Here is a 14,680-nt window from a genome sequence, read left to right on the forward strand (position 1 = left end):
GATGCAAACAAATACCCGCTATTCGCTCCTAAAACCACTGCTGTGTCTGTTTCTTTTTTTACTGATGCCGCAAGCCTTTAGCCGAAACGTCAATGTGTATCTCGAGTTGGATAACCTTGCTGTCTATCAATCCATCGAACAGTTTAACCAGTTTTTAAAAAGCAAGGGTATTTTTAAGAAATACGACATGGAACCCTTTCTGCACGCTTACCCGCTGCATATTACCCTTTATCTTACGGATTACCCGGATAAAAACATCCCGCAATTGGTCAAGCGCGTTGCCTTTCTGGCCAAATTCTGGCAGGCGGTGGCGTTAAAAACCACGTCCTTTTACGTCACAGAGGGAAATTATGTCATGCTCGGCATTGATCTGGCGCCTGAGCCGGACGGCAGCAACCCTTACCTGCAGCAAATGAGTGATGAGGTCGTACTGCAATTGAATGCCCTGCGCGACCATAAGGCCCCCATTCCTGATTGGGCCATGAATAATGCGGTTAAACGTCAGGCCTTCAGTCTGTATGGGAGCCCCAATGTGTTTTTTGAATACACGCCCCACATTACCCTGATGGCCAAAGCATTTAAAACGGCTGAGGAAGCCGCGGCTTTCCATGACGACATGGCGGCTATAATTAAAGAATACCGGCAATTTAAACCGCTGCGATTCAACGCATCGGCGATTGGTGTGGGCTATACGGATGCATTCGGACAAATTACGCAACCTTTTGCGCATTTTAAATTATCATCGCATTCGAAAAAAACAGGTTAGGATTTAAGCCGCTTTGACGCCCTTTTGCTGTAACGCGTTAAATCCTTGTCAAAATTTTTAACCTGAGCCGCCTTGCTTTGCCGGCTCTGCTCCTGCTCCATGAGGGCCTGCAAACGCAGCAACTCACTTTTTACACCGCTCGTCTCGGTTTTTACCTGTTGAATTTCTTCTCTTAAATGAAGCGCTTCCTGATTCCGCGTGACAAATTCCTGCCTTAAGGCTTCCAGCAGGTTTGCTTCAATTTGAAGCTGCTGCTTGAGCTGCTGATTTTCACTGCGCAGTTTTTTAATTTCCTTTTGCAGGTTGCCGGCTTTTTCGGATGTCTCACTCAAGGCTTTTTTCTTCGCCGCGAGACGCTCCTTCACCAGACTTAAAGAGCGCTCCGAGGATTTCATGGTGAATTCAATCGCCAACTGGGAAGCAGCATTCACTACCGCCAAAACCTGGCGCTCAATTTGAGCCTGATTTTGGCGAAGAAAAATGGCTTGCCGGCAGGTGTCAGCCACATCCATAGCCGCCTCGCGCAGACGAGTGGTGACGGTGTGGATTAGCTTGCCGCTTTTTAAATGGGCATAATATTTATTGTCTTTTCTTAATACAGCAAGCGGCGTCAGCGCCATCCCCACCGCTTTCAAAAAATAAATCACTAAAACCGTCACCGCTTTGGTTAATTCAAGCCCATCATCCACTTTTTTAGGTGTTCTATGAAATGCCTTAAGGTAAACCGTCAACTGTTCCTGAAAAAATAACTGATGGATGCCCGCCGCCATGATGTCGTTCGGTTTAGGGCTTTTTTTATTGAGGCTGGCGGCGGTGATAAAGTGCTGAAGCTGTTCCAGGCATTGTGGCTTAATATCAGCGGTTTTTTCATTGTTCAACGGCAACAGAATCCGCTCTAACACCAGCCAATCCTCATCGACAAAATCAATCCACCCCTCTTTATCACTGCGGATAAATTTGGCCAGACACCCCATGCTCTCCGGGGAGTCGCTGTCAAAACACAAGGAGACCTTAGCCAGTACTTTTTGCAGCCATTGCTCTACCAATAGGTTATTTGCCTTGCTCTCATTGCGGGCAACGAGGGCAAGGAGCAAGAGGACTTCATTTATGAGGTTTAACAGGCTTTTTCTGTTAAACCACCCTTCATTCGACAGCGTAGTTGATTTTATTCGTGCTGTTGAAAGCATAATGTTGACTAATTTTTATTAGGAACACTTTGAATTATAGCAAAAAATAATCCACAAGGGTCGGTGTGGGAAAACCATGCCGCGTTATTCTGAATGGCTGTACAGGGTGGAACGGGGCGAACGTCCCCTGGAATGCTGACCTAAAATAGCATCAAAACATCAACAGGCTGCCTCTGCGACGTGCCGCGACTTGTTCGCGGCATCCAGACAAGCCGGGGCAGTCATTCATTTCTCATCACGCACCTTTCTGGATTGCGCGCACAAGACGCGGAACGTCGCTTCATTATCCCTTGCGGGGGTTAACCTGGTAAAAATGGGCGCAGACTTTGGAAGCCACCTTATCACTTTTTACGCCATAATAATGGCCTTGTTCCAGGCGATTGCATACCTCGAGCGTGCTTAATGCATCCAGACAAGAGGCAAGCGTGGGCGAAGCGCACTGGGGAAATATCGTATCCGGCCCGTCAAGGGCGGCATAACAATCATTTCTCCAGGCATTCGAAGCGCGGGTATAGTACGTGGTAAAATCGGCAAGAAGGATCTTGTCATTCAGTTTAAACAGCTTCATTCCCGAATAATTATGGTGATCACGGCTGATAGAAGGCGTTGAATAGGCATACACCGTCGACTGAGAGAGCTTGATTTGCCGAATTTCATCCATATGGGTATGGGATGTCAACAACGAGATTTGCCCATAACGCGGCTGGGCCGCATCCAGCAGGCGGATAAATGCCTGCTGGTATGCGTCATGCCAAAGGGGCTCGCCCTTGAAATTGTTGCCCGGAGGAATATGCATGGCAATCAGCAATTGCCTGGCTTTATAAGTGGACAATTGCCTTTTTAGCCAGTGCAATTGCCTGTTTGCCGCTTCCTGTTGACGCGGATAGGACGGCAGAAAAAACGGCGTGTGGCTGAACAGGGTTGTATTCAACACAATGAGGATAATATCGTGATTACCCGGTTTGACGTAGCTTGCGTAATAGCCATCGCGTGCCATGGCGCTGTCATCGAGCAGCAGGCCTTCACAATAAGCACAAGCCCCCTCCCAATCGGCGGCTAAATCCAGCGGAGTTTTGTGCGCGGCGTTAAACGGCTGGTAATTTCCTTGCAGCGCGTCATTATTCCCCGGGACATAAAACAAGGTTTTTTTACCTTTATTGGCTTCATACAAGGCATGAAATACTGCTTTTTCATAGTCAGCCTTAACCGGTGCATACCCCAATAAGTGGGTGGGGAGGTCACCGAGCGTGATGATAAAATCAGCTTGTCGCGACAATTGGGCGTATTTTTTCATCGCCAGTTTCAATAGCGACTGGCCGGTATCCTGACCATCGCCATCGGTATTCAGAGCGCCATAATGAATGTCGGAAATCGTTAAGAAGTGGATAGCGGCATGGCCGGCAAATGAGGCCATTAACAGAAATATAATCAGAATCAAACGGTTCATGACAAGCGTTGTTAAGCGCCCGGGTAACCAGGCGCTTAAACCGCGATTAACTGGTGGCTTCACGAATAGTCCAGACACGCTGAGCGGCCAGCGGGGCCTCGTCTATCCACATCACCAGGGGTTTGCCGGTCAATGCGGGCTTGCTTTTGGAAGCCAGGGCTACGGCAAACGGGTATTTTTTCCGAAGGCTCTGCAAGGCGTTCATGACCCGATTGGCATCCGCCTGATTATCCTTAAGAACCAGCTCATTGCCGCGGTAGAGAATAGTCACCGCCTGTCCGCGCAACGCCTGTTTAACCACTGTTTCCAAACGGCGCCATTTCGCCTGACGGCTGCGCTGCAACTCAGTCTGGGTTGGATTTTGCTGGTACTTGATACGCGGGTGTTTGGAAAAGACCTTCGCCCAGGAATTATTGCTCGGCTTTTGCTGCAGGAAGTAAGCGCACAGGGCATCCACAACATAACGATAACGGCCGGATACCGATGGTTTGGTTCCCGGTAAGCGGTTTATGTAGATTGCGAAAGCCAGGGTGTGGGCATTGGCGGTATAAAGATACCCGGATAAGCTGATTACGCCGGTCATGGTGCCGGTTTTGGCACGTACCAGATCTTGCTGATCAGGGCGCTTAAAGCGACGCTGCAGGGTGCCATCCCGTCCCGAGATCGGCAAGGCAGCGATGTATTCATAGGACAGGGGGAAACGCTCATATAAAAATTTAAGCAGGCTCACGGTTTGATTCGGCGTCAGCAAATCATGCCGTGACAATCCTGAACCATCGGTAAGGATAGCATTCTGCAAAGGAATATTGGTTTGCTGCTGCAAAAATTTCTTAATGATGCTTTGCGCATCCGCCCAATTCACCGGTGTGCCCTGTAATTTGGCGGCGGCATGCAGGAACAGGCTGTCGGCGTACAGGTTGTCTGACGGTTTCAGTGTATCGGCCATCAACTGGGCAATGGGTTTGGATGTGTCGGTCGCGAGCAGCAGCGAACCAGCGGGGGCCCTGCCCAGAGTTACCGTGCCTTCATGCACGATATTCAATTGATTTAATTGTTGTTTAATCAAACCCTGGGCGTAAATCAGCGGATTTTGAATGGCCATTTTCTGCTGAACCGCCCACTGGCCAACCCCGACGCAACCACGAACCGTGAGTTGATTTTGCTTGTTCATGGAAAAATCAACCCCGCAACGCGACGCTTTGTCTTTCGTTGTAACCTGATTATTAATGACGATACCGCCCTTGTCGCCTTCCACCTCCACAATGGCAGGGGCTCCGGGTTTATCGCCGGGATTCACCGTCACAATCATGCGGTTGGCATCAATAACCACCGGGGCCAGCGGCGCGCCATAACTGTAAACCAGATCCTGAACCATCCAGCCTGGCGGGTAAGGATTGACATTGGCATGGCTGCTGTCAATCACAACATTGCCGACAATACGGTCGATATGCCAGGTTTTTAAAGAAGACAGCAAACTGGCCAACCGTTCCCGGCTGAAGGAGGGATCGCCGGGTAAATGCAGATAAAGCGTGCCATTCAATACCCCGTTTTGTAATGTGCCTACCCCGGCGCTTAACTGATTTTTAAAACGATAATCCGGCCCAAGAACCATCAGGGCCGCGGCATCTGAAAATAATTTCATGTTACTCGCGGGAATGAACGAGCGGGTCTGATTGCGACGATAAATGGTTGTGCCGCTGGTTAAGTCCACCACTTCCACACCGATGTTCATGGCGGGATCGACCTGATTGATAATCCTGTCCGCGCCGCTTTGAAAACTGGCATGCAGGCTGGTTGTGAATAACGCGCCCATAATCAAACCTGATAAGGTCCTTTTCATCAATTTCGCTTCCTTAAAGTAGGTGATTTAAATAACATTTTGTTTAAATTTTTGATTAACACAAGACACCACGCACAGCCGTGCAAAAGTGCTAATCATAACGCAAGCCCATGCGCTCAAGAAGCCCTGCCAGGGTATCATTGTCAAAAAATTTTATTTGCAGCCATCCGCCACGACCGTCATCGTTTACAATTTGCACAGGCGCCCCCACCTGGTCTGCCAACTGGCTTTGCAAACGCTCGATATCCCGGTCGCAACGCCGGTCTTTTAAAGGCGGCTGGGCGGCTTTAGCCTGACGTACTTTTTCTTCCAGTTGACGCACGGACCATTGCTCGTCAATGATTTGCTGAGCCCAACCCAGCTGCTCAAAAGGGGGCATCCCCACCAGATTACGTGCATGTCCCAGGGATAACAGGCCGCTGCGAATTTTATCCTGAACCGGTTCAGTCAGCGTCAATAGACGCAGAATATTGGCGATATGGCTTCGGGATTTGCCCACCAGAACCGCAATTTCATCCTGTTGAAAATGAAATTCATCACACAGACGGCGATAACCCGTTGCTTCCTCAATCAGATTAAGTTCCTGCCGCTGAATATTTTCAACCAGCGTCAAAGCCGCGGCTTGCTGATCCGTGTATTGGCCGATTAGGCAGGGAATATCGTTTAAACCAGCCAGTCGGGCAGCACGCCAGCGGCGTTCACCGGCAATGATTTCATAACGCCCTGCCGCGATGGCCCGCACCACCAGCGGTTCAATCAAACCCTGGGCGGTAATTGAGTCTGCAAGCTCCTGAAGGTTTTTTTCCTCGAAATGGATACGCGGTTGATAGCGCCCCGGTTGCAAGGCGTCTAGAGGCAGTAATTGATAGTGGGCTGGGGTTTGCATTCACACAATCCGGGCAGAAAAAACCATTGCAAAAAATTGTTTCATACCCGCAACCTGCTGGCAATCAAATACTTGGGCTGACAGGCAAAACCAGTCTATCGCGGTGCTGGATCGTAAAGATACCAGCCAATATGAAAAAGAATGTGCCCGACTATGGCCGCCACAAGACCGTATTGCCAAAATAGCCAGCCAAACAGAACCGTCTGCCACAGATTGATTAGGAGCATGGTGTAAACAAAGCGGCGGCTGTTTGCACACCCAGCGGCGATGTAGGCCGGTAAATGCCCAAGCCCGAGTAACAACCCACTGCTGATAATGGCAAACCAGATAACCCCCGCCGAGAGCCTGCCAATAAAGAGGGCCCCGAAATAAGCGATGACATTCATAAGCCCAAACCGACCGATGATTTCATCCACAACGCCACCATACAAAATACACCCGTCAAGCCGCAAAGCGGCGCGCATGGCGTACAAAGTGGCCAGGGTTTTGTCATCCAGAATACTCGCTACAACGCCATAATAAAGAAAAAAGAAAACCAAAAGCCCGCCCAGCACCGTTAAAAAGACGGGTAATAACATGTCCTGTACGAACCCTGTCACGGACTGATTGAGCAGGAGACCTTGCAGGATGGGTTCTTTTAAGCCTGTTTTCAGTGATAAAACCGTGCCGGCAAAAGTCATCAAAAGAACCATTATGAGCGTTTGCAACATTGCAAAGCGGCTGATTTTTTTTCTTAATTCCTCGCTGTTTTGCGGCAGCAGGAAATGAATCAAACGGGGAATGGCAACGACAATCCCCGGTAAAGACAGACCCGTCAGAATAATAATCAGCGGCCAGTTAATCAGCATGTCCTTTACCTTTTACGTAATACACTATAAAAGAAACCATCCCGGTTTCCTTCACCGGGGATTATTTGCCAGCCATGACCCGTGAAGAGGCCCCACGGCTGCTCCCCCTTTAAGACGTCGCAATCAGGATGGCGGGCCGCAAAGGCGGCAATCTGTTGTTCATTTTCAACAGGCAGAATGGAACAGGTGGCATAAACCAACAACCCTTGCGGTACCAGCAGGGGCCATAAGGTTTGCAGTAATTCGTTTTGCAGCGCTGCCGCCCGACGAATATCCTCTTCACTTCGCAAAAGCTTGATATCCGGATGCCGCCTAATGACGCCCAGGGCGGAGCATGGGGCATCCAGTAAAATGCGATCAAAAGGCGTCCCATCCCACCATTGCGAAGGCTGCAAAGCGTCTCCTTTGACCACAGTGGCCTGCAGGTGGAGGCGGGCCAGATTGGCGTTGACCCTCTCCAGTCGTTTTTCATCGACGTCAAGAGCAACGCATTCCTTCAATTGGTTTTCGCTTTCAAGAAGATGGCAGGTCTTACCGCCAGGAGCACAACAGGCATCCAGTACCCGCAAACCCGGCCGCAAATCAAGAAGGCTTACCGCCAATTGCGCTGATTCATCCTGAACGGAGAGGTCCCCTTCATTAAAACCGGGTAATTCCTGCACATCGCAAGGTTTTTCCAGGGCGATGCCTTGCAAAGCGTAAGGGAGGGCTTTCGCGGGCATGCCTTTATCTTGTAGACGCTTAAGGTAGTCTTCGCGTGAGCAGCGGGCTTGATTGACGCGCAAACTCATGGGTGGATGCTGATCGTTCGCCGCTAGTAATTGCTGCCAATGATGCGGCCAATCCTGGCGCATACGTTTAATGAACCAATCCGGATGGCCGTAAATATATTCCGGCTTGTTTTTTAGTTTCGCGAGCAACGCGTCTTTTTCGCGGCAAAAGCGTCTCAATACCGCATTAACCAACCCTTTCGCCCAGGATTTCTTGACTGCGTCCAGCAAAGCCACTGTTTCCTTGACTGTTGCGTACTCGGGTTTGTTTAAATACAGTAATTGATAAAGCCCCATCAACACCGCAATCCAGATATCCTGTTCTTTGGGACGTTTTGTAAGCAGGCTGTCAGCCAAGTGTTGTAACCGGTAGTAATGCCGGCATACGCCAAACGCAATTTCCCTCGCCAGGGGCGAGGCATGGGTCAGGTTATGGGATAAGGGGATTTTATCCTTAACCACAGCAATCAGGATTTCCAGGGCCTGCAAGCGATCATTTTTACTCATTGAAGGACCCGATTAATCAAAAGCCCTGCGCGGGGGGCATTCATCCAATCGGCAACCGGCATCGCTTTTCCGCCGGGAAATTGCAGAATTTCAATACAGAGCTTTCCTTCTTTAGTCGCAACCACCATGCCCTTTTTATCAATGCTTAAAATAGTGCCCGGTACGGCTGAGCTGGTCCCCGGTTCGATTTGAGCCTGGTGAATCCGCAGCATGTCCTCACCCGCCTGCGTATAGGCCACAGGCCAGGGATTAAAGGCGCGAATTTGCCGGTCAATGGTTATGGCACTTTGATGCCAGTCAATACGGGCGTGGTCTTTGTTGATTTTTCCAGCGTAGGTGGCCAGATCATTATTCTGGGGAACCGGTTGGGCTCTGCCTGTTGCCAGGGCATCAATGGCTTCAAGCAAGGCTTCAGGCGACATCTCAGCCAATTTATCGTGCAAACTGACCGCTGTTTCCCTGTCGCTGAGTTCACAGGACACCTCAATCAACCCATCACCGGTATCCAAACCCACGTCCATCTGCATGATGGTGACGCCGGATTGTTTGTCGCCATGCAATATGGCGTGCTGGATAGGTGAAGCGCCCCGCCAGCGCGGAAGCAGGGACGCATGGACATTGATACAGCCTAAGCGTGGCGTAGCGAGCACACTGCGCGGCAGAATAAGGCCATAAGCAATGACCACCATTAAATCCGGCTTTAAGGCAGCCAATTCGTCCACCGCCTCGGGGTTTTTAAAATTGAGCGGCTGGTAAACCGGTAGTTGATGGTTTAACGCCCATTTCTTGACTGCCGAAGGCTGCAACTGACGTCCACGACCGGCGGGCCTGTCCGGTTGGGTGTATACGGCAATCAGATGATGGCTTGATCGGGACAGTGCATCGAGGCAGGGAAGACCAAATTCGGGTGTTCCTGCAAACACAATATTAAGCGGCGTCATTATTTACGTGCCATCTGACGTTTGAATTTCTCAAGCTTGCGCCGGGCCATGGTGCGTTTGAGCGGCGACAGTAAATCAACATAAAGCCTGCCATTTAAATGGTCAATCTCATGCTGGAAACACTCACCCAGCAGGCCGTCGGCCGTCATTTCATACGACTTGCCGGTTCTATCCAGCGCCCGGATGGTGACCTTATCGGCACGGACTACCGTGTCGTAAACGCCAGGCACTGACAAACAACCTTCCTGGTATTCCTTTTGCCCCTCGGAAGCGATGATTTCGGGATTAATCAGTACAAGCTGCTGTTTTTTGTCGCCAATGACATCGATAACCGATAAACGCAGGCTCACACCGATCTGCGGAGCCGCCAAGCCTACGCCATTGACGCTGTACATGGTCTCAAACATGTCATCAATAAGCGTTTGTAACGCATCGTCAAATTGTTCAACCGGTTTAGCCACCTGGCGCAATACTGCATCAGGCAGGTAAATAATCTTGCGAATAGCCATAAGACATCTGTTTTAAAAGGTGAATTGCGTGGTATTATCGCTAATACCATGTGCAGCTGCAAGATGCCAACAATTGGACCAAGGACTGATCAATGCGATACTTGCTGATTATTTTATGCTTTTTCCTCTCCTTTGACTTGCACGCATTTTCTTCAGCCCCGCACGTGACCTCCCTTCGCTCCGATTATCCCAGGCGCTATGTTGTTCAACCGGGCGATACCCTGTGGTCGATTGCCACCAAGTACTTAAACCGCCCCTGGGAATGGAAAGCCCTGTGGCATGCCAATCCCACAATTAAAAACCCCAACCGGCTTTATCCCGGCGCGGTCCTTGAACTGAACTTTTACCATCGCCACCCCTACCTCAAGGTTTTATCCAATGGCACCATCAAATTATCGCCGCACATGCGGCCGATGCCGAGCGATGCAGCGATTGCCCCCATCCCGCTGATGGATATCAAACCCTTCCTGAACGCATCCCTGGTGATGGACAAGAATCTGCTGGCCCAGGCACCGTATATTGTTGCCTTTACCGGGGAACACATGCTGGGCGGTCAGGGCGATGAAGTCTATGTTAAAAAACTGCATCCTTCGCGCAAAATGCCGAGAGGCGCGACGATTTCCTATGCTATCTACCGGCCAGAATGCCCCTATCTTGAGCCGGTCACCCATCGACAATTGGGTTATAAGGCGACCTTGGTCGGTTATGGCGAACTGGTTCGAGGCGGTGAGCCAGCCACCATTCTTTTGACGGAAATTACCGAAGGGGTCAAAATAAGGGATCGGGTCATGCTGAATGATTTCCCGGAGTTCAAACTGAATTTTCTGCCCAAAACACCCAGCTATCCCATACGCGGCTCTATTATTGATTTACCCGGCGGCTTGCCGAGCGGTTCAACTCAAGGGGCAGTGGGACTCGTTGCCGTTATCGACCGAGGCGATGATGCAGGCCTTGAGGCAGGCGATGTTCTGGCCATTTATTCCGAGCAACGCTTAATCCGTGATCCGCTCAATCGTCAGGAGGAAATCCTCCTGCCACGTGAACGGGTAGGGGAAATGATGATTTTCCGAGTCTTTAGCAAAACCAGTTTTGCCTTAGTCGTGCGTTCAACCCGAGCTGTTCATCTGCTGGATAAAGTTACCAATCCATGACCAATAAGCCTTACCTTCTCGCCCTAAACCGTATACCTGCCATTGGCCCCCGCACTGTAATGAAATTACTGCAGCAATGGCCAGTATTGGCGAATCTGTTCAATACGCCCTCTCAAGCCCTGCTTGATGCGGGTTTACCTGAACGAATCGCGTTGGCGGTAGAGCGGTTTGACAGCAAAATCATTGACGCCGATACCGCCTGGCAACAGGCTTCCCCAAACCACCATCTGTTGACCTGGGAAGACGATGCCTACCCTGCCCTCCTGCGCGAAATCCATGATCCGCCCATCGTTTTATACGCGCTGGGTGATTTGGCGGCATTGCAGCAGCCATGCATCGCCATGGTCGGCACGCGCAAACCCTCTGGCAGCGGCGGCGAGACCGCAGAACACTTTGCCTTTGAGTTGGCCAGCCAGAATATCACGGTCGTCAGCGGCCTAGCTTTGGGTATTGACGCCCGAGCGCATGCCGGTTGCGTTGCGGCGCAGGGAAAAACCATTGCCGTCATGGGCACCGGCATTGATCGCATCTATCCACGCCATCATCAGCAACTGGCTGATAAAATAAGCAAAAATGGCTTGTTGATGAGCGAGTTCCCATTAAATACTCCATCCAGTGCTGGACATTTTCCACGCAGAAATCGTATAATAAGTGGCTTATCCTTGGCCACCTTGGTTGTAGAAGCGGCAATTCGCAGCGGTTCGTTGATCACTGCGCGCCTGGCACTGGAGCAAAATCGGGAGGTGATGGCTATACCTGGCTCAATCCACAACCCGCAATCCAGAGGTTGCCATTTTCTATTGCAGCAAGGGGCGAAGTTGGTTACCTCGACAGAGGACATCCTGGAAGAGTTAAAATTGACCATTCCGGATAAAAAAATGAATCAATCCAGGTCATCCCTTGCAACAAACAATAAAAACCTAGTAAAGTGCATTGGCTTTGAAACGACGACGGTCGATCAGATTGTCAACCGCAGCGGTTTAAACGTTGAGGAAGTCGTCTCTGACCTGGCCATATTGGAATTAGAGGGCATTGTCAAATCAGTACCCGGCGGTTACATGAGGTGTGCATATGAAAGATAGCTTGTTTGAGATGTTGATGAATTTCTTTGAGAAAAGTTTATCTCAGTTAAAGGAAAGCAAATCTCAGCAAAATACAGAGACAGCCCAGCCAGACGGGGAAAATGGTCTTGCCTTGACCACCCCCGAAAACCGTACGCTTGTGGTCAGGCCGGCCGACATGAATGCCACGCGGGTATTTACTGTCGATGAGCAAATGAAATTGACCAAAGCCAGCTACCAGTTTATCGTGCGCATGATGCTTTGGGGCGTTATCGCGACTGAAACCATGGAACAAATCATTAATCAGCTGCTTTTTTCCGAATCCCGCTTTGTCACGCTGCAGGAGACGAAATGGACTATTCGCAATACTTTGGCAGAGCATCTTGATTCCGCACAACTTGCTTTTCTTGATCTTGTGCTCTATCAAAAAGAAGATGAGCTACCCTTACATTGATAACACAAAAAAAGTAAAGGCCAACTTTCTATGAACAAACATTTGGTTATCGTGGAATCTCCCGCGAAGGCTAAAACTATTCAAAAATACCTGGGCAAGGATTACGATGTCTTGGCCTCTTATGGCCATGTCAGGGATTTGCCGCCGCGCAAGGGATCGGTCAATCCCGATAATCATTTTACCATGACCTATACCCCCATTGAAAAGAACGCGCGCCATATCGAATCCATTGCCAAAGCGCTTAAACACTCCGATTCACTCCTGTTAGCCACCGACCCTGATCGCGAAGGAGAAGCCATTTCCTGGCATGTTTATGAATTAATGAAAGAACGTAATTTGTTGAAAAACAAAGAAGTTCACCGTATTTTTTTTAATGAGATCACCAAATCAGCCATTCAGGAAGCGATTAATAATCCCCGTTCCATTTCCATGGATCTGGTCAATGCCCAGCAGGCACGCCGCGCCCTGGATTATTTGGTCGGTTTTAATCTTTCGCCGCTATTGTGGAAAAAGATTAGACGCGGCCTTTCCGCCGGCCGCGTACAAAGCCCGGCTTTACGCCTGATTGTGGAGCGCGAGGAAGAAATTGAACGCTTTGTCGCCCAGGAATACTGGCGCATCCTGGCCAATTGCCAACACGACAAGTCGGCTTTTGAAGCCAGGCTAACCCATTATCAGGGTGAAAAACTCCACCAGTTCAGCATCACGCAAGGGGAAGAGGCTCACCGTCTACGCGATTATTTATTACAACAGGCCCAGGGTGTTCTCGTTGTAGATAACATTGAAAAGAAACAGCGCAAGCGCAAACCCGCCGCCCCCTTTATTACATCCACTCTGCAACAGGAAGCCGCTCGCAAACTTGGTTTTACCGCCCGTAAAACCATGATGGTCGCGCAGCAATTGTACGAAGGGATAGATATCGGTTCAGGAACCGTTGGTCTCATTTCCTATATGCGTACGGACTCGGTGAACCTGTCCAATGAAGCACTGGAGGACATCCGCGAGTTCATCATTAACCGTTATGGTCAGGACAATTACCCGGGCAGCCCGCGTGTTTACAAAACCAAATCCAAAAACGCTCAGGAAGCGCATGAAGCGATTCGTCCGACATCCATTAAACGCACCCCGGAAATGGTGCAGGAATCGCTGAGCTCCGATCAATTCAAACTGTACAGCCTGATATGGAAACGTACGGTGGCCTGCCAGATGGCCGACGCTGTTCTTGACACCGTCGCCATTGATTTCACCTGCGGCCAGGGCAACCTGTTCCGCGCCAATGGTTCCACCATCACCTTCCCCGGTTTTCTTACCGTCTACGAAGAAGGGCAGGATGATTTGACGGAAGACGAGCAGCATGGCGTGTTGCTGCCTAACCTGAAAGTGGGTGAAAAAGTCATGCTTCAGGGTATCGTGGCTAACCAGCATTTTACCGAACCGCCGCCCCGCTATTCGGAAGCATCCCTGGTTAAGGCGCTGGAAGAATACGACATTGGCCGTCCATCGACTTATGCCACCATCATTCATACGCTGCAGCAACGCGAGTATGTCATTGTCGATAAAAAACGCTTTGTACCGACTGACGTTGGCCGTATCGTTAACCGTTTTCTCACGGGCCATTTTACCCGCTACGTGGATTACAAATTCACTGCCCAGCTTGAAGATACCCTGGATGCCGTTTCCCGTGGCGAGCGCGAATGGGTGCCTGTGCTGGAAGAGTTCTGGAAACCGTTTATCCAGCAGATTCATCAAACCGATGAACAGGTGCAGCGTAAAGACGTCACCACCGAAACCCTGGACGAGCAATGCCCAAAATGCAGTAAACCCTTAGCCATTCGCTTAGGCAAACGCGGCCGTTTTATTGGCTGTACCGGTTACCCTGAATGCGATTACACCCAGGATTTGGGTCATGCCGAAGGGGAAAAAGCGGAACCGGACGTCGTTGAGGGCCGAACCTGCCCTGAATGCCAGGGCGCGTTGCATATTAAAACCGGACGTTACGGACGCTTTATCGGTTGCAGCAACTACCCGGATTGTAAATTCATTGAACCACTTGAAAAACCGGCAGATACCGGCGTTGAATGCCCCAAATGCCATGAAGCGACCATCTTGAAGCGCAAATCACGCAAGGGCAAAATTTTCTACTCCTGCGGCAATTACCCCAAATGCGACTATGCCTTGTGGAATGAGCCGGTGGCCACACCCTGTCCCCAATGCGCCTGGCCCTTGTTGACAGTCAAGGAAACCAAGCGTTCAGGGAAACAAATCCTTTGTCCCCGCGAAGGCTGTGGGTACAGTGCCAATGCCAACGAGTAG

Annotated in this window: 13 protein-coding genes; 5 read left to right on the plus strand and 8 right to left on the minus strand. The window is 50.2% G+C overall.

Annotated elements, in window-relative coordinates:
* Position 1: 1 nt before the first annotated feature.
* The gene (locus Lery_RS12495) at positions 2 to 766 is read left to right on the plus strand and encodes a 2'-5' RNA ligase family protein (RefSeq protein WP_058527570.1); all 765 of its coding nucleotides are present in this window, start codon (positions 2 to 4) and stop codon (positions 764 to 766) included.
* On the opposite strand, the gene Lery_RS12500 is transcribed toward Lery_RS12495, so the two are convergent.
* The 8 genes from Lery_RS12500 to def form a co-directional block, all read right to left on the minus strand.
* Complete coding sequence (locus tag Lery_RS12500; protein ID WP_131750963.1) at positions 763 to 1,953, minus strand: hypothetical protein; 1,191 nt, start codon at positions 1,951 to 1,953, stop codon at positions 763 to 765. The genes Lery_RS12495 and Lery_RS12500 overlap by 4 nt on opposite strands.
* Before the next feature lie 283 nt (positions 1,954 to 2,236).
* A complete protein-coding gene (locus Lery_RS12505; RefSeq protein ID WP_337589166.1) occupies positions 2,237 to 3,463 on the minus strand; it encodes a metallophosphoesterase in 1,227 nt (408 codons plus the stop codon).
* Positions 3,447 to 5,240, minus strand: a complete 1,794-nt coding sequence (dacB, locus tag Lery_RS12510) for a D-alanyl-D-alanine carboxypeptidase/D-alanyl-D-alanine endopeptidase (protein WP_058527572.1) — start codon at positions 5,238 to 5,240, stop codon at positions 3,447 to 3,449. The genes Lery_RS12505 and dacB overlap by 17 nt, the downstream gene beginning before the upstream one ends.
* A gap of 91 nt (positions 5,241 to 5,331) precedes the next feature.
* Positions 5,332 to 6,126: a ParB/RepB/Spo0J family partition protein gene (locus Lery_RS12515; protein ID WP_058527573.1), complete on the minus strand. Its 795-nt coding sequence runs from the start codon at positions 6,124 to 6,126 to the stop codon at positions 5,332 to 5,334.
* A 95-nt stretch (positions 6,127 to 6,221) separates the two neighbouring features.
* A complete protein-coding gene (locus Lery_RS12520) occupies positions 6,222 to 6,974 on the minus strand; it encodes a CPBP family intramembrane metalloprotease (protein WP_058527574.1) in 753 nt (250 codons plus the stop codon).
* A 5-nt stretch (positions 6,975 to 6,979) separates the two neighbouring features.
* Positions 6,980 to 8,251, minus strand: coding sequence for a 16S rRNA (cytosine(967)-C(5))-methyltransferase RsmB (gene rsmB / locus Lery_RS12525; RefSeq protein WP_058527575.1), 1,272 nt, complete (start codon positions 8,249 to 8,251; stop codon positions 6,980 to 6,982).
* On the minus strand, positions 8,248 to 9,192 hold the full coding sequence (gene fmt, locus Lery_RS12530) for a methionyl-tRNA formyltransferase (protein ID WP_058527576.1): 945 nt from the start codon (positions 9,190 to 9,192) through the stop codon (positions 8,248 to 8,250). The genes rsmB and fmt overlap by 4 nt, the downstream gene beginning before the upstream one ends.
* Positions 9,192 to 9,701, minus strand: coding sequence for a peptide deformylase (gene def, locus Lery_RS12535; protein WP_058527577.1), 510 nt, complete (start codon positions 9,699 to 9,701; stop codon positions 9,192 to 9,194). The genes fmt and def overlap by 1 nt, the downstream gene beginning before the upstream one ends.
* Positions 9,702 to 9,793: 92 nt before the next feature.
* Between def and Lery_RS12540 the strand changes: the two genes are divergently transcribed.
* Genes Lery_RS12540 through topA form a run of 4 tightly spaced genes read left to right on the plus strand, consistent with a single transcriptional unit; the run spans position 9,794 to position 14,680 of the window.
* On the plus strand, positions 9,794 to 10,852 hold the full coding sequence (locus tag Lery_RS12540) for a LysM peptidoglycan-binding domain-containing protein (RefSeq protein ID WP_058527578.1): 1,059 nt from the start codon (positions 9,794 to 9,796) through the stop codon (positions 10,850 to 10,852).
* Positions 10,849 to 11,934 carry a DNA-processing protein DprA gene (dprA, locus tag Lery_RS12545; protein WP_058527579.1) on the plus strand — a complete coding sequence of 362 codons (1,086 nt, stop codon included), beginning with the start codon at positions 10,849 to 10,851 and terminating at the stop codon, positions 11,932 to 11,934. Before Lery_RS12540 ends, dprA begins: the two co-directional genes overlap by 4 nt.
* A complete protein-coding gene (locus tag Lery_RS12550; protein WP_058527580.1) occupies positions 11,924 to 12,367 on the plus strand; it encodes a DUF494 family protein in 444 nt (147 codons plus the stop codon). The genes dprA and Lery_RS12550 overlap by 11 nt, the downstream gene beginning before the upstream one ends.
* Before the next feature lie 30 nt (positions 12,368 to 12,397).
* Positions 12,398 to 14,680, plus strand: coding sequence for a type I DNA topoisomerase (gene topA, locus Lery_RS12555; protein ID WP_058527581.1), 2,283 nt, complete (start codon positions 12,398 to 12,400; stop codon positions 14,678 to 14,680).

The organism is Legionella erythra (assembly GCF_001467615.1).
Lineage (GTDB): Bacteria > Pseudomonadota > Gammaproteobacteria > Legionellales > Legionellaceae > Legionella_C > Legionella_C erythra.

What these genes read in the sequence shown, in the direction of transcription:
- def (WP_058527577.1), bottom strand. Translation starts at nt 9,701, where the DNA reads ATGGCTATTCGCAAGATTATTTACCTGCCTGATGCAGTATTGCGCCAG.
- Lery_RS12540 (WP_058527578.1), top strand. Translation starts at nt 9,794, where the DNA reads ATGCGATACTTGCTGATTATTTTATGCTTTTTCCTCTCCTTTGACTTG.
- dprA (WP_058527579.1), top strand. Translation starts at nt 10,849, where the DNA reads ATGACCAATAAGCCTTACCTTCTCGCCCTAAACCGTATACCTGCCATT.
- Lery_RS12550 (WP_058527580.1), top strand. Translation starts at nt 11,924, where the DNA reads ATGAAAGATAGCTTGTTTGAGATGTTGATGAATTTCTTTGAGAAAAGT.
- Lery_RS12500 (WP_131750963.1), bottom strand. Translation starts at nt 1,953, where the DNA reads ATGCTTTCAACAGCACGAATAAAATCAACTACGCTGTCGAATGAAGGG.
- topA (WP_058527581.1), top strand. Translation starts at nt 12,398, where the DNA reads ATGAACAAACATTTGGTTATCGTGGAATCTCCCGCGAAGGCTAAAACT.
- Lery_RS12495 (WP_058527570.1), top strand. Translation starts at nt 2, where the DNA reads ATGCAAACAAATACCCGCTATTCGCTCCTAAAACCACTGCTGTGTCTG.
- rsmB (WP_058527575.1), bottom strand. Translation starts at nt 8,251, where the DNA reads ATGAGTAAAAATGATCGCTTGCAGGCCCTGGAAATCCTGATTGCTGTG.
- fmt (WP_058527576.1), bottom strand. Translation starts at nt 9,192, where the DNA reads ATGACGCCGCTTAATATTGTGTTTGCAGGAACACCCGAATTTGGTCTT.
- Lery_RS12515 (WP_058527573.1), bottom strand. Translation starts at nt 6,126, where the DNA reads ATGCAAACCCCAGCCCACTATCAATTACTGCCTCTAGACGCCTTGCAA.
- dacB (WP_058527572.1), bottom strand. Translation starts at nt 5,240, where the DNA reads ATGAAAAGGACCTTATCAGGTTTGATTATGGGCGCGTTATTCACAACC.
- Lery_RS12520 (WP_058527574.1), bottom strand. Translation starts at nt 6,974, where the DNA reads ATGCTGATTAACTGGCCGCTGATTATTATTCTGACGGGTCTGTCTTTA.